Genomic DNA, 18,505 nt, shown 5'->3' on the forward strand with positions numbered 1-18,505 from the left:
ATGGGATATCTCCTGTTCCCTGGGGGTCTGCCGGGACCCCTCCGCGGCCGCCCGCGGGGACTGTGCCCGGGCCGCCCGCGGCGACTGTTCCGCGGCGGCTCGCCGGGACTGTGCCCGTGCTGTCCGCGGCGACGGTTCCGCGGCTGTCCGCGGCGACCGTTCATGTTCCTGCTCCGGTGCGGGGGGAGACGCGTCGAGGGGCGTGCGCAGGGACGACCGTCCGGAGCGCCAGTCGGCGAGCAGCCGCCGGGCCAGCCGGTCCTCCAGATGCCCGGTGGCGTCGATGCCGAAGGTGATGTCCGGTGCCAGCTCCGGCTCCTCGGCGAGCAGTCCGCCGATCACGTCGTGCCGGACCACCTGTTCGTGCACGGCGTCCGCCTCGACGTGCTCGTCGTAGAAGAACTCCGCCGCCGGGCCGGCGCCGGTGCGGCGCATCGCCTCGGCCAGCCGGCGGGAGGCGGGCGAGGAGGTGATCTCCACCTCGGCGAAGTGGCCCACCAGTGCGCCGCGCAGCTCCCGGTGCAGGCCGAACAGGGACATCATGTTGACCACGGCCAGCATCTCGGCCGGGGCCGCGTCCAGATGGCGGCCGTACCCGGTGTCCAGGCCCAGGTCCGCCATCAGGTCGGCGAACAGGCGGGCGTGCACCCGTTCGGCCCGGCCGCCGCCGAACTCGTCGTACTCCACCGCGGCCATCGCCGCCTTCGCCCGCCCCCACAGCCGCGGCAGCACCCAGGCGTGCGGGTCGGCCTCCTTCAGGTGGTACAGCGAACGCAGCGCCGCGTACTCCCGCAGTTGCCACAACTCGCCCTCGTCGCACAGGAAGTGGCTGACTCCGGTGCCGTCGGCCGGCTCGACCAGGAGGTCGGCGAGCGCCTCGTCCAGGCCGGCGTGGTCCGGGGTGTCGGCACGCAGCGCGGAGTGGAAGCGGTGCTCAAGCGCGGCCCGGACGCGCAGCAGCTCAGGGTCCCACTCGGTGTCCGGCGGCACCCCGGCGAAGCCGCGGTAGTGCAGCTCGTAGCAGACGTACAGGGCCAGCTGGAGGTCGTCGCCGTAGGGGTCGGCGGTGCCGGCGTCCGCGGGGCGGGGGAGCGGGCCCGTGCCGCGCAGGTACGCGGTGACCGCGGCCGACAGCGGGCCGCGGGCGGTGGGCAGCCGGGGTTCTCGCGGGTGGTCGTTCATGCGGCTCGGGTACCCGGCCCGCAGGAAAGCACTAGTGATCAACTGCACGCCGAAGAGATCGCCGGACGCCTCCGGCGCCGAGGCACCGGCCCAGTTCGTCACCGAGCGGCTCGACGAGCGGGGCGTGTCCGTGGTGGTCGTCCGGGGCGTGGACCTGGTCATCGAGCCGGGCGTGGTCGGCGAGGCCGTGCGGGAGGGTGACGCGTGACCGGCCGTCCACGAGAAGCTGCCGGACTCCGAGATCCTGCTGATCGCCTCGCCGACCTGGCGGGGCCGTCCGTCCTCCGTGGCCCAGAGGTGCTGGAGCGGATGGACGCGATGCTGTCGCGGGGTGGCCCGGGCGCCGGCGGAGCGCCCCGTGGGCGCGCCGCCCGGCTGATCTCAGTCGTCCCGCGCCTGTTCCTGCGCCCCGGTGTTCGGGGTGACGGCATCGCCCGCCTCGCCCGAGGCGGTCTCGTCCGCGTCGCGCTTCTCGGCCTCCTCGACCTCCCGGAGCACCTCCTCCAGGGCGGTCTCCGGCCGGTCCTCGTGATCGTTGCCGCCCGGCATGGCATCTCCTTCCGCCGTCGTTGTGATCTCCCCTGCGGGTTACCCGCCGGCGGGTTCCCAAGCGTCGCGCAAGGACACGCCGAGAAGCCGCCGCCCCTGCGGACGGCGGCCGCAAGGACACGCCGAGGGGCCGCCGTTCCCCTGCGGACGGCGGCCCCTCGGCTCGGCAACGGCGGCTACATGTGGACGACGGGTGCGGCGTCCGCGTCCTGCCGCGGCACCCCGCGGCGGTAGAGGAGGAAGGCGATCACCGCGCCCGCGCCGAAGAGGACGGCCGACCACCGGAAGGCGGTGCTGTAACTCTCGATCGTGGCCTGCGCCTGCACCAGCCTGCTGGTGGCGTCGCGGCCGGACAGGTAGTCGGTGGCCGCGCTCGCCGCGAGGGTGTTCAGCAGGGCCGTGCCGATCGAGCCGCCGACCTGCTGCATGGCGTTGACGGTCGCCGAGGCCACGCCCGCGTCCTCGGCCGCGACCCCGCCGGTGGCCAGCTGCATGGCCGGCGGCATGACCAGGCCGAGGCCCACGCCGATCACGATCAGCTGCGGCAGCACCGCGCCGAGGTAGTGGGAGCCGAGGCCGATGCCGGTCAGCCAGGCCATGCCGGCCGTGGCGATCGCGAAGCCCAGCGGGATGACCGTCTTCGGGCCGATCCGGGGGAGCAGGATCGTGGTGCCGGCCTGCGCGGTCGCCATCAGCGCGCCGACCATCGGCAGGAAGGCCACGCCGGTCTTCGTGGGGCTGAAGCCGAGGTTGAGCTGGAGGTAGTAGGTCAGGAAGAGGAACACGCCGAACATGCCCGCGCCGGTGATGAGCACCGCGAGGAAGGATGCCGCACGGTCGCGGTCGAGCAGGATGCGCAGCGGCAGCAGCGGGTGCGCGGCCCGTGTCTGCCACCAGGTGAAGGCTGCCAGCAGCAGACCGCCCGCGAGCAGGAAGCCCCAGGTCAGCGCCGAGTCCCAGTCGTGGGTCTCGGCGTTGGAGAAGCCGTAGACCAGGCCGAACAGGCCGGCGGCGACCAGGATCGTGCCCGGCACGTCGAGTTTGGCGCCGGCCGCGTCCCGCTGGCTGCCCAGCAGCAGCCAGCCGCCCGCGAAGGCGACCACCGCGATGGCGACGTTCACGTACAGCGTCCAGCGCCAGTCCAGCGCGTCGGTCAGCACCCCGCCGAGCAGCAGGCCGACCGCACCGCCGGCACCGGCGATGGCGCCGTACACGCTGAACGCGCGCGCCCGCTCCCGGGCGTCGGTGAACGTGGTGTTGAGCAGCGACAGTGCGGCGGGGGCGAGCAGCGCGCCGAAGGCGCCCTGGAGGGCGCGGGCGGCGACCAGCATGGTGAAGCCGTTCGCGGCGCCGCCGAGCGCGGAGGCCGCGGCGAAGCCGACGACGCCGACCAGGAAGGCGGGCTTGCGGCCGAACAGGTCGGCGATCCGGCCGCCGAGCAGCAGCAGGGAGGCGAAGGCCAGGGCGTAGGCGGTGACGATCCACTGCCGGTTGCCGTCGGAGAAGCCGAGGTCGGTCTGGGCGGACGGCAGTGCGATGTTCACGATCGTGGCGTCGAGCACGACCATCAGCTGGGCGATGGCGATGACCGCGAGGATCCACCACCGCTTGGGCGAGGCCGCGCCGTGTTCTATCGCCACCGCTCCCGCGCGGGAGCCTTCGGCCAGGGTCTTCTCGGGCATGGGGGCCCCTCCAGAGACGTCGTGCGGGTGCGGTGAGGCGAACAGCTCGTAAACGAAACTGTTTCGTACACGTCGAGCGTACGACAGCGCGAGCGAAACGGCAACGTTTCTTTATTTTGTGCATTCCTTGACGGGTATATAACTGGCGAGGCATATTGGGTTCCATGTCCGACGCAGCGCTCTGGACCGCTCTCGCCGACCCCCACCGACGGGCCATCGTCGCGCTCCTGCTGGAGCGCCCCCGGCCCGTGGGGGAGATCGCCGAGGCCTGCGGACTGAGCCAGCCGAGCGCCTCCAAGCATCTGAAGGTGCTGCGCGAGGCGGGCCTCGTCCGGGTCAGTCAGGATGCGCAGCGCCGCGTCCACGCCCTCGATCCGGCGCCCATCGCCGCCCTAGACGCCTGGCTGGAGCCCTACCGCAGGCTGTGGAACCGCAGCCTGGACGCCCTCGGCCGGCGTCTCGACGAGACGCCGGCCGACACCTGACCCCCCACAGCGAAGGACCGACGCACCATGTCCGCCGACCTCACCGGTACCTACCTGACCCTGGCCGACGGCCGCCCCGCCGTCCGCTTCAGCCGCGTCTACGACCACCCGGTCGAGCGCGTCTGGCACTTCGTCACCGACCCCGGGGAACTCGCCGCCTGGTTCCCCTCGCGCGCCGAGATGGACCTGCGCCCCGGTGGCGCCATCCGCTTCAGCGGCGACCCGAACATGCCCGGGTCCACCGGCCGGGTGCTCGGCGTCGACCCGCCCCGGCACCTGTCCTTCGCGTGGGGCGGCGACGAGCTGCACTTCGATCTGGAGGAGGCCGGCCCCGGGCGCACCCGGTTCACGCTCACCGACGTCCTGAGCGCGGCGGACACCGCCGCCCGCAACGGCGCCGGCTGGGAGGTGTGCCTGACCGCCCTCGACGCGAAGGCTGGCGGCGAGCGGCACGAGGGGCCGCACGCCGGGGTGAGCGCTCCGTGGAAGGAGTTCTACGACGGCTACCGCGCCGCCGGCGTGCCCTCCGGCGCCCCGGTGCCGGGCCGGGACTGACCGCGTCCGCCGGTCAGGCGCCGAAGACCCGGGCGAGGGCCCCGGACAGCGCGCCGGGCCCGTCCGGCCGGGCGAGCACCGCACGGGCCGGCCCGGCTCCCATGGTCGCCCCGGCGGTCACCTGCGGCGACCCGGGGACGGGCCCGCCGGCCGACGGGCGGCGGCACCCGGGGCGGGGCTCCGCGTGCGCGGTGTTTCGGCGTGTGGCGCCCTGGATACACCGCGAGGGTTCGGCCCCGCAGTACGCGAACCCGTGCACGCCGTCGCAGTGAGGTCGTCACCATGTCCCATGCCCCGTCCCCCGCAGGACCGTCGAACGGCACCCGGCCGGCCCCTGCCACGGCCGAAGAGCCCGGTGCCGCCCCGCGTACCGGCCGTGCCCGTACCGGCCGGGGCGGTGCCGCCCTGGTGACGGGTGCCTCCTCGGGCATCGGTGCGGCCGTGGCCCGCCGGCTGGCCGCCGAGGAAGGGTGGCGGCTGGCGCTGAACGGACGCGATGTCACCCGACTGGAGCAGGTCGCCGCACAGGCCGGCGCGGTCGCCCTGCCCGCGGACCTGACCCGGCCCGGCGCCGACCGCCGGCTCACCGACCTCGCCCTTGAGCACCTCGGAGGGGTGGACCTGCTCGTGGCGGGCGCAGGCGTCGGCTGGGCCGGAGACTTCGCCGCCATGCCCGCCGCGCGCATCGACGAGATCGTGGGACTCGACCTGCTGGCCACCGTGCACCTGGCGCGCACCCTGCTGCCCCACATGGTCGCGGCCGGATCAGGGCGCATCGTGCTCATCGGGTCCCTCGCCGGCAGCGTGGGCGTGCGCGGGGAGGCCGTCTACTCCGCGGCGAAGGCCGCCCTGGGCACCTTCGCCGACTCCCTGCGGTACGAGCTGCGCGGCACCGGAGTGGGCGTCAGCCATGTCATCCCCGGCGTGGTCGACACGCCCTTCTTCGACCGGCGCGGTATCCCCTACACGCGGTCCTGGCCCCGGCCCGTGCCCGCCGAGCGGGTAGCGGACGCCGTCTGCGCCGCCGTACTGCACGGCAGGGACGAGGTGTACGTCCCCGGGTGGCTGCGCGTGCCCGCCCTGGTGCGCGGCGCCGCACCGGGACTCTACCGGCGGCTCGCCGCCCGCTTCGGATGAGCGGACCATGACCGCCGTCACGGTCCTGCTCGCCCTGCTCGCGGCCCTGTCCAACGCGTCCGCCTCGGTGCTCCAGCGCCGGGCCGCCGTGCAGGAGCCGGACCAGGGCGGCGGGGCGGGGTCCGCCCTGCGGCGGTTCGGCAGCATGCTGCGGCGTCCCTCCTGGCTGGCCGGCGCCGGGCTGCTGGCGCTGTCCAGCCTGCTCCAGGCCGGGGCGCTGGCCACCGGCAGCCTGTCCCTGGTCCAGCCCCTGCTCGCCGCCGAACTGCTGTTCACCCTGGCCGTCGGCAGCGTCGTCTTCCGGCGCCGCCCCGAGGCCCGGACCTGGCTCGCGTTCGTCGCCCTCGCCGGCGGGCTCTCCCTGTTCCTGCTGGCCGCTGCGCCGTCACCCGGGCGGACCACCGCGCGGCCCGGAGCCTGGCTGCTGGGCGGCTGCGGAGCGCTCGGCCTGGTCGTCCTGCTCGTGCTGGCCGCCCGCCCGGTGAAGGGCGCCTCCCGGGCCGCGCTGCTCGGTCTCGCCTCGGCCGTCACCTTCGCCACCACCGCGGCGCTGCTCAAGGAGGCCGTGGGCCGGCTCGGGAACGGGCCCGCGGCGATGTTCGGGCACTGGTCCCTCTACGCCACCGGGGCCGCCGGACTCGTCGCCTTCCTGCTCCTCCAGGGCGCGCTCGCCGCCGGGTCCCTGACGGCGTCGCAGCCCGCCCTCACCCTCGGCGACGCGCTCACCAGCGTCGTCCTCGGCTGGCTGCTGTTCGCCGAATCGATCCACCTGGGACTGAGCCTGCTGCCGGAGGCCATCGGCGTCGCCCTGATCGGCGCCGGCAGCATCGGCCTGGCCCGCGCCTCGTCGGCCGCCGGGGCGTGGGACGCCACGGACCCGGCGGCCTCACCCGGCTCCGCCACCGCTGTGCCGCGCCCACCGAGGAGGTAGGTCACCGATGTCCCTCGTGCCCGGACGCTCCTGGCGGACGGCCGCAGCCCTGCTGCCGGCCGCTGCCGCCGCGGCCCACATCGGCCCGGCGGCCACCTGGCTCCCCGGCCCGCGGCCCCTGCTCTTCCCCGGGTTCGCAGGCACCGGCCGGCGCACGCACATCGCGCTCACCTTCGACGACGGACCGGACCCGGTGTCCACCCCACGCTTCCTCGACGCACTGGACGGACTCGGGGTGCGGGCCACCTTCTTCGTGGTCGGCGAGCAGGTGGTGCGCCATCCGGCCGTGGTCCGCGAGACCGCACGACGCGGACACGAGCTGGGGGTGCACGGCTGGCGGCACGCCCCGCCCTGGCGCCCCGCGTTCGCCCGCGACGCCGAGGAGGTCGCCCGGACCGTCCGCGCGGTACAGGACCTCACCGGGCACCGCCCGCGGTGGTACCGCCCGCCGTACGGCATCCTCACCACGAGCCGCTGGCGGGCCGCCCGGCGGGCCGGACTGCGGACGGTTCTGTGGTCCGCCTGGGGCAGGGACTGGACGGCCGACGCCACGCCGGCGTCCGTCCGCGCGCGGATCGCCGCGGACCTGCGCGGCGGCGGCACCGTCCTGCTGCACGACTGCGACCGCTACTCGGCCCCGGACTGCTGGCACGCGGCACTGGCCGCCCTGCCGGCCGTCGTCCAGGACTGCCGAGAGGCGGGCCTGACGGTGGGGCCGCTGTGCGAACACGGACCGGCCCCGGCGGCTGTGATCCGGACCGCGGTACCGGGGGACGTCCTCGCGGAGTGACCGCGTCCGGGACATCAGGGACAGACGACCAAAACCCGGCCGGCTCACCACTCGGCCAGGCACTCCACCACATCGCGCCGGAACAGCGCCCGGCCCCGGGCCACCCGGTCGGCATGCTCCCGGCCGCCTTCCCGGACCGCGTCCAGTGCCGCCAGCAGCGCGGGGCCGTCCGGGGCGAGTGCGGACAGGCCGAGGCCGGCCATCCGCCGTACGCCGTCCGCCCCGTGGCCGGGCAGCGGGCGGTGGCCGATCACGGGCAGGCCCGAGGCGAGGGCCTGCACGGCGGTCTGCCCCGCGGCGTTGTCCACCAGGGCGTGACACGCGGCCAGCAGCCCGGGCATGTCGTCGACCCAGTCCAGGGCGACCGCCGCGGGCTCCCGCGACATGCGCGCGAACAGCTGCTCGTCCCGGCCGCACAGCACCACCGGGAGCCAGCCGGCCGCCGCCAGCAGCCGGGCGGTGGCTGCGGGCCGGGACGCCGCACCCCAGGCGCCGGCCGACAGCAGCACCGGGGGCCGGCCGGGCGCCCGCGCGGCGAACCGCTCCAGCCACCGGTCCGCCCCGGGGGCCGGGCCGCGGAAGGCGGGCGCGACCACCGGGCCGGTCGTGACCACGGGCGCGGCGACAGCCCGGCGCACCTGCGCCGCCGCCGCGTCGGTGAGACACAGGTACCGGTCGTTGCCCGGATGCAGCCACTGCCGGTGCACCGCGAAGTCGAGCAGGAACACGGCGCTCGGCACCCGCAGCGCGCCCCGCTCCCGCAGGTGCCCGGTCAGCTGCGCGGCCAGATGGAAGACGGACACCACCACATCGGGGTCCAGCCGGTCGACCAGCTCCGTCAGCCGGTCCCCGGCGAGCCGGGCCAGCGGCACCCCGCTGGGCCGCGGGCCGTGCCCCTCGCGCAGCAACGCGCCGTAGACCCCGGCGTACACCCAGGGCAGGTGCCGCACCGACGCCCGGTAGCCGCGGCGCAGCCCCGTGCCCAGGCCGTACGGCAGCAGCCGCAGGACGTCGGTCACCCGGGCCTCGTGCCCCTGGGCCGCGGCCCGCCGCGCCAGCTCGCCGGCCACGGTGTCGTGACCGGCTCCCATGCTCGCGCTCACGATCAGCATCCGCCGCCGGCCGTCCCGCGCTTCGTCGTCGGTGGTCCGCACGGGTTCCGATTCTCCGCCGACACGGGCCCGAACGGCGGATCCCCGGCCGTGTCGCCCGCCGGACGGTCACCCGTGCGCAGCACGCCGCCGTGCCGGTGCCCGCCCTCCGGCTGCGAGTTGCCCGGCGCGTGCCACGCTGGATGAATCGGTACGGGAGAGCGGGTGGGCGGCGAGCACGGGAGGAGCCGTGAAGCGGTTGCGGCACGGCCTGCACCGCGCGTGGGAGTGGCTGCGCGTTCGGGCCCTGTTCGAGCACGGGCGGGAACTGGAGCTGATGCACCGCGCCATGGGGTTCGCCACCCTGGCCCTGGTGACACTGGCGCCGCTGCTGATCGTCGTGGCCGCGGCCGACCCCCTGGTACGGGGCGGCTTCGCCTCCTGGCTCACCGACGGCATGGGACTGTCCGGCCGGTCCGCCCATGTGCTCACCGACGTCATCAGCCCGCCGCGCAAGGTCATCGGCACCACCAGCGTCTGGAGCGCCGTACTGCTCGCCGCGTTCGGCGTGGCCTTCGGCGGCAGTGTGCAGAACGCCTACGAACGCATCTGGGGCCTGGCGTCCGGCCCCTGGCACCGGGTGTGGCGGCAGGCGACCTGGCTGGTGGTGCTGACCGTGTACCTGTACCAGGAGGTGACGACGAAGACCGCGCTGCACGGGGGCCAGCGGATCATGCTGTCCGCCGTGAGCGGTGTGCTCTTCTTCTGGTGGGGGCAGCGGTTCCTGCTGGGCGGCCAGGTCCGCTGGCGCGCGCTGCTGCCCGGCGCGCTGGCCACGGTCGTCGGCCTGGTCGGCCTCAGGGCCTTCTCCTACCTCGTCTTCACACCGCTCATCGTCACCAACGCCCTCAGCTACGGAGCCGTCGGCACCGTACTCGTCGTGGAGTCCTGGCTGATCGGCGTCGGATTCGTCATCTACGGCGGTGCCATCTTCGGCCGCTGGTTCACCGAACACCACTGGATGCCGTCCCACCACGACGCCGAGCCGGACGGGGCGCACGTCGACGGGCCGCACGCCGACGAGCTGCACGCCGACGAGCCGGACGAGCGCGCCCCGGGCGACGACGGCGACCGGCGGCTCTAGACCGGCTGCCCGCGTACCCCGGGCCGGCTGCTGGTGCATTCCGGGCCGGCTGGCGGTGCACCCCGGGCCGGCCGCCCTCGGAACCCGGGCCGGCTGCCCGCGTACCCCGGGCCGGCTGGCGGTGCAACTCGCGCCGGCTGCCCGCGGACCCTAGGCCAGCTGTCGGCGCACCAGTTCGTGCAGGCGGCCCCCGGTGTCCGCGAGGAGTTCGGCCGGGGCGCCCTGCTGGACGACCTTGCCGTCCTCCATCACGATCACCCGGTCGGCGTCCAGGACGGTCGACAACCGGTGGGCGATGACGATCCGGGTGGCGTTCAGCTTGCGGGTGCTGTCGATGACGATGCGCTGGGTGTCGTTGTCCAGGGCGCTGGTCGCCTCGTCGAAGAAGAGGATGCGCGGGCGCCGGATCAGGGCCTGGGCGATCATCAGGCGCTGCCGCTGGCCACCGGATATCGCGCCGTTGCCCGCCACGATCGTGTGCAGCCCCATCGGCATCCGCCGGATGTCCTCCGCCAGCCCCGCCAGCTCGGCCGCCGCCATCGCCTCCTCCGGCGTGTACGGCTCGGTGCCGCAGATGACGTCCAGGATCGAGCCGGTGAACGGCTGCGCGTGCTGGAGGACCACCCCGCACTGGCGGCGTACCGCCGACTGGTCGAGCGCCGCGAGGTCCTGGCCGTCGTACAGGACGCTGCCCGAGACCGGCCGGTTGAAGCCGATCAGCAGGCGCAGCAACGTGGACTTGCCGCAGCCGCTCGGGCCGACGACCGCCACGAACTCGCCCGGCCGGGCGGCGAAGGACACGTCGTCCAGGACCAGCGGACCGTCGTCGGCGTAGCGGAAGGAGAGCCGACGGGCCTCCACGGCACCCGACAGCGGGCCGGGGCGGGTGCTCCCCGTCCGCACCTCGGGCGTGGCCTCCAGGACCGGCCTGATCTCCTCGAACAGCGGCAGCGCCGCCACCGCCGACACGAACGCGCCGGTCAGCTGGGTGACCGAGGTCAGCACCATGGTCACCGACGTGTTGAAGGCGAGGAAGTCCGCCGCCGACATCGCCCCGCGGGCCGGGCCCGCGAGCAGCATGAACATCAGCAGGGTGCACACCGGCAGGTAGACCGCGCCGAGGACCGTGGTGAGGTTCTTGATCCGGCCGACCCGCTGCTGCAGCTCCCGGCTGCGCGCGAACTCCCTGGCCCAGGCCGCGTACGCGTAGTTCTCGGCCGCCGCCACCCGCAGCTTGGGCAGCCCGCGCAGGGTCTGGAACGCCTGGTTGTTCAGCTTGTTGCCGAGCACCACCAGCCGCCGCTGCCAGCGCACCTGCCACAGCCCGAGCGCCCCGAACACCGACGCGATGACGACGAGCATGCCGATCGCAGCGAGCGCCATCGGCACGCTGTACCACAGCAGCAGCCCCAGGTTCATCGCGCCGACGGTCACCGACTGGGCGACCACCGGGCCGACGCCCGCCAGCACCCGGCGGATCGCGCTGATGCCCATCGCCGCACTGGCCAGCTCGCCGGTCGAGCGCTGCGTGAAGAACCGGGTGGGCAGGCGCAGCAGCCGGTCCCAGACGGCGGGTTGCAGTGCCGCCTCGATACGGCCCTCCAGCCGCAGGATCGACAGGTTCTCCAGCAGGGTGAACGCCGCCGCGACCACCCCGCTCACCATCACCGCCAGGCACACCTGGACGATCAGGCCTTCCTGGGCCCTCGGCACGTACTCGCCGAGCACCTTGCCGGTGGCGATCGGCACCAGCGCGCCGATCGCCACCGTCACCAGCCCCGCCAGCAGCAGGTTCAGCAGGTCGGCGCGGGTGCCGCGCAGGCTGAACCGCAGCAGTCCGAGCGGGGAGAGCCGCTTGTCGGGCAGCGGCCGGTAGAACATCACGGCGCGCGGCTCGAACTCCTCCGCGTTCGCCTTCTCGACCGGTGTCTCACGGCCGGTCGCGGGCTGCACGGCGACGTAGCCGCCGCGCCGCCACAGCAGCGCGACCGGCGCCCCGGACAGTGCCCGGTGGCCGACCAGCGGCCCCACGTCCTCCCGCCACCAGCGCCCGTCCAGCCGGACGGACCGGGTGCGCACGCGCGAGGCCAGCGCCACCCGCTCGACCGGATCGAGACGGTCGCTCTCGGTGCCGCTCTGCGCGGGCCCGGCCAGCGTGATCCCGGCCGCCTCGGCGACCAGCTTGCAGGCCGCGTACGTGGCATCCGCGTCGGCGGCCGTCGTACGGCGGGCCGAGCGCTTGCCGATGGAGGCCAGCAGGGTCTGGTCGGCCTGCGCGCGGACCGCCTCACCGGCCTTGATCCCGGCCGCCGTACGCGTCTCGTGAGCGCGTTCCAGCTGCTCGATCCACCGGTCCAGCGCGGTGAGCAGCCGGTACTGCTGGTCCACCATGCTCTGCCACAGCGCCGGGTCCATCAGCAGATCGGCGGCGGCCTCCGCGCCGTACAGCGAGCCGTACTGGACACTGCCCGGCGGCACCTGCATCCAGAACACGTCGTCGTCGGTGGGCGTGGCGGCGCGCTCCTCGGCCATCGGGGCCTGGAAGAGGACGGACAGACCCCGGCCGACACCGAGCGCGACCGCGTACTCCAACGGGCTGGTCGCGGGCGGCACGTACTGCGGGTTGCCGTACTCGTCGTACGACCAGGTCTGCGTCTGGGCCGGCTGGTACAGCTCGCGCAGGTTCACGCGGTGCACCACGCAGTCCCGCACCGGGCGGGCCACCAGGGTGTGCTGGGGGCCGGCGACCGGGCCGAGCAGCAGCGCGCCCGGCTCCAGCCGGCCGAGGTGGTGCCAGTGGCCCTGCTGGGCGGCGTCCACCGCGAACAGGTCCAGGGCGCCGGCCATGACCAGCCACAGCACCTGCGGGCCCGCCAGCTCCAGGCGGCCCAGGCCGGCGCAGTCCAGCCGCGTGCCCATCGAGCCGAGGGCGCCGAGGACGAGGTCGCCCTCGTACCCCTCCTGCACAGTCGTCATCTCACCGCTCCCTGACCAGCGCCGCGTACGCGCCGCCGTGCGCCACCAGCTCCTCGTGCCGCCCGCGCTCCACGACCGTGCCGTGTTCGAGGACGACGATCTCGTCGCTGTCGCGGACCGTGCTCAGCCGGTGCGCGATCACCACACAGGCGCAGCCGCGCCGTCGCAGGTTGTCCATCACGACCAGCTCGGTCTCCGCGTCCAGTGCGCTGGTCACCTCGTCCAGCACGAGGATGCTCGGCCGGCGCACCAACGCCCGGGCGATCTCCAGGCGCTGGCGCTGCCCGCCGGAGAAGTTCCGGCCGTCCTGCTCGACCGCGCTGTGGATGCCGCCGGGCCGGCGCATCACCACGTCGTACAGGGCCGCGTCCCGCAGCGCCTCCACCACGGCCTCGTCGGGGATCGACGGGTCCCACAGGGCCACGTTGTCGCGGACCGACCCCTCGAACAGGAAGACGTCCTGGTCGACGAAGGAGACCGAGGCGGCGAGCGTGCCGCGCGGGATGTCCTCCAGCCGGCGGCCGTCGATGCGGATCACCCCGTCCCACGGTGTGTACAGGCCGGAGATGAGCCGGGAGACCGTGGACTTGCCGCTGCCCGAGCCGCCGACCAGCGCCACCTGCCGGCCGGGGCCGACGGTCAGGTCGAACCCGCTGAGCAGCGGCTGGTCGAGCGGGCTGTAGCCGAAGGTGATGTTCTCCAGCTCGACGTGCCCGTGCAGCCGGCGGGTCGAGTCGCCGCCGCCGGGGCGGGCGTAGAGCGGGTCGGCCCGGAAGTTCTCCACGTCCTTCAGCCGGGCCACGTCGGCCGCGAAGTCCTGGATGCGGCCCGCCACGCCGTTGAGCCGGGTCAGCGGCGCGGTGAAGCGGGTGACCAGCGCCTGGAACGCGACCAGCAGACCGACCGAGATGTGCCCCTCGACCGCGCGCAGGCCGCCGATCCACAGGATGAGCGCGCTGTTGAAGGTGGCGAGCGTCGGGGCCACCACGCCGAGCCAGGCGCTCGGCACGCCGAGCCGCTGCTGCTCCTCCAGCGTCGTGGAGTGCTGGCCGGCCCACTTGCGGAAGTAGCCGTCCTCGCCGCCGGTCGCCTTCATCGTCTCGATCAGCTGGAGGCCGGTGTAGGAGGTGTTGGTGAGGCGGGCGGTGTCCGCGCGCAGCTTCGCCGTCCGGGTCGCGCGCAGCCGTACGACGAGCCGCATGGCCACCACGTTCAGCAGGGCCACGGCGATGCCGACGAACGTCAGCTGCGGATCGTAGGTGTAGAGCAGGAGCGCGTACAGGACGACCACGATCGCGTCCACGCCGGCCGCCGCGAGGTCGCGGGCCAGGGTCTCGGCGACCTGGTCGTTGGACTGGAGGCGCTGCACCAGGTCGGCGGGGGAGCGCTGGGAGAAGAACGTCACCGGCAGCCGCAGCAGATGGCGCAGGAAGCGGGCGCTGGAGAGGGTGGAGGAGATGATCCGCCCGTGCAGCAGGTTGGCCTGCTGGAGCCAGGTCAGCACCAGGGTGAGCAGCACACAGGCGGCCATGGAGGTGAACAGCACGTCCAGCAGTGAGGTGCGCCCGCCGATGAGGAACATGTCGATGTAGGTGCGGCTGAGCGCGGGCACGGCCGCGCCGACCGCGACCAGCAGCAGGCTGGCCAGGACCGCCGCGGGGAGCGTGCCGGCGGTGCCGCGCAGCCGGGCCGGCATGGCGCCGAGCACGCCCGGCCGGCGCCCGCCGCGGGTGAAGCCCTCGCCGGGCTCCAGCACCAGCACGACACCGGTGAAGCTGCCGTCGAACTCCTCCGTGGGCACGAAACGGCGGCCCTTGGCGGGGTCGTTGACGTACACACCGCGCCGGCCGAAGCGGCGGCCCATACCGTCGTAGACGACGTAGTGGTTGAACTCCCAGAACAGGATCGCCGGCGCCCGCACCTCGGCGAGGGCGGCCAGGTCCATCTGCATGCCCTTGGCCGTCAGTCCGTAACTTCGGGCGGCCTTCAGCAGGTTGGAGGCGCGTGAGCCGTCGCGGGAGACACCGCAGGCGATGCGCAGCTCCTCCAGCGGGACGTGCCGGCCGTAGTGGCCGAGGACCATCGCGAGGGAGGCGGCGCCGCACTCGACGGCCTCCATCTGGAGCACGGTGGGCGTACGGACCGTGCCGGTACGGGACTTGGGGACGGGCCGCTTCGCGGGAGCCGCCCGTCTGCGGCCACGGGTTTCCTGGGCATTTCCCACGGGAGGGGTCACGGGAGCAGCCAATCGACGGGGTGCTGGTCGGCGAGGCGGACGGAGCCGGTGGCGAGGGTCATGGAGTCGAGCCGGAACGGCGGCCCGCCGGCGGTCGACCACCGGTAACCGCTCTTCGTGGCCGACGACTCCTCGAGTTCCACCAGGACGGCCACCGGACGGCCCTTACGGGTGAACTGCTCGCCGAGCTGGCTGTCGCCGAGGAACGCGGCGATCGACTGCGCGGACTGCGCGGTGCGGTCCACCGCCTTCACCTCGCCGCGCAGGACGCCGTACTGCTCCGTCGGCACGGAGGACACGGTCAGGTCGACCGAGGCGTGGGCCGGGATGGCGGCGGCGTTCTCGGCGGGCACGTACACGGTCGCGTACAGCGGGTCGGAGGCATGGGCGACCTTCTCGACCGCGGCGATCGTGGTGCCGGTCCGGACGATCTGCCCGATGTCGGCGGCGAGGGTGGTCACCCGCCCGGCGGCGACGGTCCGCACCACGGAGTCCCCCTTGTCCGTACGGACCTGAAGCACCGGGGCGTTCGCGGACAGCCGTTGGCCCTGCTTGGCCAGAACGGCCGTCACCTGCCCGGACACCGGGCTCTGGAGCAGGTAACTGCCCTGCCCGTGGGTGAGGATGGCCGGCGCGCCGACCGTGGAGGCGACCGAGCCGGTCACCGCCCACACGGAGGCGGCGGCCATGACGACGACGGTGACGCCCAGCGCGAGCCAGCCCTGGGGACGGGCGAGCCGCACCGGAAGGTCCAGCTCCTCCGGTGACTGGAGCTTGGCGAGGGCCTGTTGGCGGAACTGCACGGAACTTCCCTCACCTGTGGGAGAGACGCATGTGTTTCAGCGGCACATGTGGTGCGGGGACACCTGTGTGTTTCGGACATCCGAGAGTCCCGGAACCGAGGGACGGCTCCGGGACTCTCGGTTACACCGAGGTGCGATCAGAGACCGGCGACCAGGCCGTTGATCGGGGCGGTGTGCAGGCCGGTGACACCCTCGACGGTGCCGACGACCGTGTTCACCAGACCGGACACGCCCGGGGCAACCTGGTTCACGGTGCCCAGGGTGCTGTTGAGGGTGTTCACGGACAGGCCGCCGGAAACGTTGTCCAGCTCGGCGTCCGAGATCTCGACGGTCTCGACCTGGGGGGTGGAGTTCATGGTGGAACTTCCCTTCATATGGATATTTCACAAGGGGGAGAGCGGCCCCCTCTGGGGACAGACGGACGGCCGCGACCGAGGGCGCCGGGCCTTTCGTCTCCGGAAGGCCCGCCGAACCCCTGCGGTGCGATGGATCAAAGCACGCACGAGGGGCGCGCTTCCAATCAATCAGGCCTCTCACCTGGGCACTTGGCTCACGAAGGGGTACATCCGTGCAGGAGCGCGCACGGCATGTCGGCTACTCCTTCACATGCCGCACGGCATCGTCGCGTCGGGTGCCTTGTCCACGGCAACGCGAATCCGGCACTCCTCGCCAATGACCTGTCAGGGGGCGCGCGGATGTGCAGATCCCCGGACGCCGGTGACGTCACTGGGCATGGGATGTGCAGATTCCCTGAAGGTGGGATTCCGCTTAGGGTTGGGAACTGACCGTTACTGATCGGTAGCCGAGCGTGTCAGCCCAGAATCGCGTAGACCGTGCTCGCCCGGGCGGCGAGCGCCCCCGAGGCGGCATCGCTCAACGTGACATCCGCGAACGCCATCCTCCGGCCCAGTTTCGTCAGGACCGCTTCGATCAGGACATCCGAACCGGTCACCGCCCGCTGGAACGAGGTCGACTGCTGGACCGTCGTCATCGGCACGAACCCGCCCCGGGCGGCCGAGACCGCGATCACCGTCGCCGTGTCGGCCGCCGCCATCAGCGCCTGGCCCGACAGCCCGCCGCCCTCCCGGGCCAGCCGGTCCGACCAGGGCAGACGCAGCACGGCCCGGTCCTCGCCCACCGTCTCCACGGTGAGCCCCAGATCGAGCACCCAGGGGGCGAAGTTGGCGGAGAGGATCTTGTCGGCTTCGGCGGAGGTCATCGTCATATGGGGGATTGTTCCCGGCCGCCCACCACGACACGCGGCGCATGGCCGATTCGCCGCCCCCGGGAAGCGGAATTGAACACGCCGCGCGGCCGGTGCGTACTCACGGCCATCCAGGCGCCCCGATACCAACCCCCCGAACACGAACTGCCCATGAGCGGCAGACCCCCCGTCCCCAGGAGGTCGAGAAGTTTGAGTCACAAGCGAATGCCCAAGCGCAAGGCGGCGATAGCGGTGGGCGGTGTCGCGGCGCTCGGGGCGGCGGCCCTGCTGCTGCCCAACGCCAACGCCTCCCAGGACCAGGACAACGCGACCGCGGGCGGCACGGCGGGCGCCAGGACCATGAAGGCCGCGGACGCCTCGGGCCTCGCCGCCCAGCTGGAGAAGATGCTGGGCGACGCCTTCGCCGGCTCCTACTACGACAGCGGCAAGCAGCAGCTCGTCGTCAACGTGGTCAACGGCGACGACAACCTCGTCGTCCAGGCGAAGAAGGCGGGCGCGGTCGTCCGCCAGGTCGAGAACAGCACCGCCGAACTCAAGGCCGCCGCCAGGACGCTGAAGACCAAGGCGACCATCCCCGGCACCTCCTGGGCCGTCGACCCGCGCACGGACAAGGTGCTCGTCACCGCCGACTCGACCGTCACCGGCGCCAAGTGGGACCGGCTCCAGTCCACCGTGCAGAGCCTCGGCTCCGGCACGGCCACGCTGAAGAAGTCCTCCGGCACGTTCAAGACGTTCGTCTCGGGCGGCGACGCCATCTTCTCCCAGGTGCAGGGCGGCAACGTCCGCTGCTCCCTCGGGTTCAACGTGACCGCATCCGACGGCAGCCCCGCCTTCCTGACGGCCGGTCACTGCGGGGTCGCCGCCAAGGACTGGTCCGACTCCGAGACCGGGCAGCCCATCGCCACCGTCGACCAGGCCACCTTCCCGGGCGCGGGCGACTTCTCCCTCGTCAAGTACAACGACGCGGGCACTCAGGCGCCCAGCGAGGTCAACACCGGCAACGGCCAGACCGTGCAGATCAACCAGGCCGCGGACGCCACCGTCGGCACCACCGTGTTCCGGATGGGCTCCACCACCGGGCTGCACGACGGCCAGGTCACCGGCCTGGACGCCACCGTCAACTTCCAGAGCGAGACCGACCCGGGCGGCGTGGACACCGTCACCGGCCTCATCCAGACGAACGTCTGCGCCGAACCGGGCGACAGCGGAGGCTCCCTGTTCACCCAGGACGGCAGCGCCCTCGGCCTCACCTCCGGCGGCAGCGGCGACTGCAAGAGCGGCGGCGAGACCTTCTTCCAGCCCGTCACCACCGCCCTCCAGGCCACCGGCGCGACCCTCGGCAACGGCGGCAATGGCGGCAACGGAGCCGGCGAGGCAGGCAACGGCAACGGCGCCGGTGACCAGGCCGGTGCGGGCGATCAGGCCGGTGCCGGTGACCAGGCCGGTGCCGGCGATCAGGCGGGCGGCGAGGCCGGGGCTGGTGCCGGTGACCAGGCCGGTGCGGGCGGCGAGGCCGGTGCCGGTGACCAGGCGGGTGCCGGTGACCAGGCCGGTGCCGGTGGCGACCAGATCGGCGGCGGCGCCGACCCGTCCGGCTCGGCCGGCTCCGCGGGCGACCAGTCCGGCAGCGGTACGGCGCACGACGGATCCTCGTCCCTCACCGGGAACCACTGAGCCGATCCTCACGGGTACTCGCCGGGCCGTCCTCCGACGGCAGCC

Annotated in this window: 16 protein-coding genes and 1 pseudogene; 8 read left to right on the plus strand and 9 right to left on the minus strand. The window is 73.7% G+C overall.

All coding sequences use genetic code 11. The features are described 5' to 3' along the window. Positions 1–180: 180 nt before the first annotated feature. Positions 181–1,182 (minus strand): annotated as a pseudogene (locus JK361_RS05335) (iron-containing redox enzyme family protein); the annotation flags it as partial. Between JK361_RS05335 and JK361_RS42335 the strand changes: the two are divergent. Then, positions 1,181–1,390 (plus strand): hypothetical protein, encoded by a 210-nt coding sequence (locus JK361_RS42335; RefSeq protein WP_201814488.1) that lies wholly within the window; start codon positions 1,181–1,183, stop codon positions 1,388–1,390. The pseudogene JK361_RS05335 and the gene JK361_RS42335 overlap by 2 nt on opposite strands. 173 nt (positions 1,391–1,563) lie before the next feature. Here the strand turns inward: JK361_RS42335 and JK361_RS05345 are convergent, their stop codons facing one another. Both JK361_RS05345 and JK361_RS05350 read right to left on the minus strand, forming a co-directional pair. Further along, positions 1,564–1,731: a hypothetical protein gene (locus JK361_RS05345; RefSeq protein WP_201814489.1), complete on the minus strand. Its 168-nt coding sequence runs from the start codon at positions 1,729–1,731 to the stop codon at positions 1,564–1,566. 176 nt (positions 1,732–1,907) lie between these two features. Beyond that, positions 1,908–3,413, minus strand: a complete 1,506-nt coding sequence (locus JK361_RS05350) for an MFS transporter (RefSeq protein ID WP_201814490.1) — start codon at positions 3,411–3,413, stop codon at positions 1,908–1,910. A gap of 164 nt (positions 3,414–3,577) precedes the next feature. On the opposite strand from JK361_RS05350, the gene JK361_RS05355 reads away from it, so the two are divergent. From JK361_RS05355 to JK361_RS05375, 5 genes are all read left to right on the plus strand, one after another. Next, a complete protein-coding gene (locus JK361_RS05355) occupies positions 3,578–3,898 on the plus strand; it encodes an ArsR/SmtB family transcription factor (RefSeq protein WP_201814491.1) in 321 nt (106 codons plus the stop codon). A gap of 27 nt (positions 3,899–3,925) precedes the next feature. Beyond that, complete coding sequence (locus JK361_RS05360; protein ID WP_201814492.1) at positions 3,926–4,453, plus strand: SRPBCC family protein; 528 nt, start codon at positions 3,926–3,928, stop codon at positions 4,451–4,453. Positions 4,454–4,735: 282 nt separating this feature from the next. Further along, on the plus strand, positions 4,736–5,590 hold the full coding sequence (locus tag JK361_RS05365) for an SDR family NAD(P)-dependent oxidoreductase (RefSeq protein ID WP_201814493.1): 855 nt from the start codon (positions 4,736–4,738) through the stop codon (positions 5,588–5,590). A gap of 7 nt (positions 5,591–5,597) precedes the next feature. Next, positions 5,598–6,521, plus strand: coding sequence for a DMT family transporter (locus JK361_RS05370; RefSeq protein WP_201814494.1), 924 nt, complete (start codon positions 5,598–5,600; stop codon positions 6,519–6,521). Between the two features lie 7 nt (positions 6,522–6,528). Further along, a complete protein-coding gene (locus JK361_RS05375) occupies positions 6,529–7,311 on the plus strand; it encodes a polysaccharide deacetylase family protein (protein ID WP_201814495.1) in 783 nt (260 codons plus the stop codon). A gap of 44 nt (positions 7,312–7,355) precedes the next feature. Here the strand turns inward: JK361_RS05375 and JK361_RS05380 are convergent, their stop codons facing one another. Then, on the minus strand, positions 7,356–8,423 hold the full coding sequence (locus JK361_RS05380; protein WP_236052584.1) for an MGDG synthase family glycosyltransferase: 1,068 nt from the start codon (positions 8,421–8,423) through the stop codon (positions 7,356–7,358). Positions 8,424–8,661: 238 nt separating this feature from the next. Between JK361_RS05380 and JK361_RS05385 the strand changes: the two genes are divergently transcribed. Next, positions 8,662–9,546 (plus strand): YhjD/YihY/BrkB family envelope integrity protein, encoded by an 885-nt coding sequence (locus JK361_RS05385; RefSeq protein ID WP_236052585.1) that lies wholly within the window; start codon positions 8,662–8,664, stop codon positions 9,544–9,546. Between the two features lie 150 nt (positions 9,547–9,696). Here JK361_RS05385 and JK361_RS05390 read toward each other — a convergent pair whose 3' ends face one another. The 5 genes from JK361_RS05390 to JK361_RS05410 form a co-directional block, all read right to left on the minus strand. Beyond that, positions 9,697–12,522 carry an NHLP bacteriocin export ABC transporter permease/ATPase subunit gene (locus JK361_RS05390; protein ID WP_201814497.1) on the minus strand — a complete coding sequence of 942 codons (2,826 nt, stop codon included), beginning with the start codon at positions 12,520–12,522 and terminating at the stop codon, positions 9,697–9,699. 1 nt (position 12,523) lies between these two features. Next, the gene (locus JK361_RS05395) at positions 12,524–14,746 is read right to left on the minus strand and encodes an NHLP family bacteriocin export ABC transporter peptidase/permease/ATPase subunit (RefSeq protein WP_201814985.1); all 2,223 of its coding nucleotides are present in this window, start codon (positions 14,744–14,746) and stop codon (positions 12,524–12,526) included. 8 nt (positions 14,747–14,754) lie between these two features. Then, positions 14,755–15,561: a biotin/lipoyl-containing protein gene (locus JK361_RS05400; RefSeq protein ID WP_201814498.1), complete on the minus strand. Its 807-nt coding sequence runs from the start codon at positions 15,559–15,561 to the stop codon at positions 14,755–14,757. 137 nt (positions 15,562–15,698) lie between these two features. Next, a complete protein-coding gene (locus JK361_RS05405; RefSeq protein ID WP_201814499.1) occupies positions 15,699–15,917 on the minus strand; it encodes a type A2 lantipeptide in 219 nt (72 codons plus the stop codon). Positions 15,918–16,372: 455 nt separating this feature from the next. Next, complete coding sequence (locus JK361_RS05410; protein ID WP_201814500.1) at positions 16,373–16,786, minus strand: PaaI family thioesterase; 414 nt, start codon at positions 16,784–16,786, stop codon at positions 16,373–16,375. A gap of 204 nt (positions 16,787–16,990) precedes the next feature. On the opposite strand from JK361_RS05410, the gene JK361_RS05415 reads away from it, so the two are divergent. Continuing rightward, positions 16,991–18,460 (plus strand): S1 family peptidase, encoded by a 1,470-nt coding sequence (locus tag JK361_RS05415; protein WP_201814986.1) that lies wholly within the window; start codon positions 16,991–16,993, stop codon positions 18,458–18,460. The last annotated feature ends 45 nt before the right edge of the window (positions 18,461–18,505 follow it).

It is taken from the genome of Streptomyces musisoli (assembly GCF_016741855.1).
Lineage (GTDB): Bacteria > Actinomycetota > Actinomycetes > Streptomycetales > Streptomycetaceae > Streptomyces > Streptomyces musisoli.

What these genes read in the sequence shown, in the direction of transcription:
- JK361_RS42335 (WP_201814488.1), top strand. Translation starts at nt 1,181, where the DNA reads ATGCGGCTCGGGTACCCGGCCCGCAGGAAAGCACTAGTGATCAACTGC.
- JK361_RS05345 (WP_201814489.1), bottom strand. Translation starts at nt 1,731, where the DNA reads ATGCCGGGCGGCAACGATCACGAGGACCGGCCGGAGACCGCCCTGGAG.
- JK361_RS05350 (WP_201814490.1), bottom strand. Translation starts at nt 3,413, where the DNA reads ATGCCCGAGAAGACCCTGGCCGAAGGCTCCCGCGCGGGAGCGGTGGCG.
- JK361_RS05355 (WP_201814491.1), top strand. Translation starts at nt 3,578, where the DNA reads ATGTCCGACGCAGCGCTCTGGACCGCTCTCGCCGACCCCCACCGACGG.
- JK361_RS05360 (WP_201814492.1), top strand. Translation starts at nt 3,926, where the DNA reads ATGTCCGCCGACCTCACCGGTACCTACCTGACCCTGGCCGACGGCCGC.
- JK361_RS05365 (WP_201814493.1), top strand. Translation starts at nt 4,736, where the DNA reads ATGTCCCATGCCCCGTCCCCCGCAGGACCGTCGAACGGCACCCGGCCG.
- JK361_RS05370 (WP_201814494.1), top strand. Translation starts at nt 5,598, where the DNA reads ATGACCGCCGTCACGGTCCTGCTCGCCCTGCTCGCGGCCCTGTCCAAC.
- JK361_RS05375 (WP_201814495.1), top strand. Translation starts at nt 6,529, where the DNA reads ATGTCCCTCGTGCCCGGACGCTCCTGGCGGACGGCCGCAGCCCTGCTG.
- JK361_RS05380 (WP_236052584.1), bottom strand. Translation starts at nt 8,423, where the DNA reads ATGCTGATCGTGAGCGCGAGCATGGGAGCCGGTCACGACACCGTGGCC.
- JK361_RS05390 (WP_201814497.1), bottom strand. Translation starts at nt 12,522, where the DNA reads ATGACGACTGTGCAGGAGGGGTACGAGGGCGACCTCGTCCTCGGCGCC.
- JK361_RS05405 (WP_201814499.1), bottom strand. Translation starts at nt 15,917, where the DNA reads ATGAACTCCACCCCCCAGGTCGAGACCGTCGAGATCTCGGACGCCGAG.
- JK361_RS05410 (WP_201814500.1), bottom strand. Translation starts at nt 16,786, where the DNA reads ATGACGATGACCTCCGCCGAAGCCGACAAGATCCTCTCCGCCAACTTC.
- JK361_RS05415 (WP_201814986.1), top strand. Translation starts at nt 16,991, where the DNA reads ATGCCCAAGCGCAAGGCGGCGATAGCGGTGGGCGGTGTCGCGGCGCTC.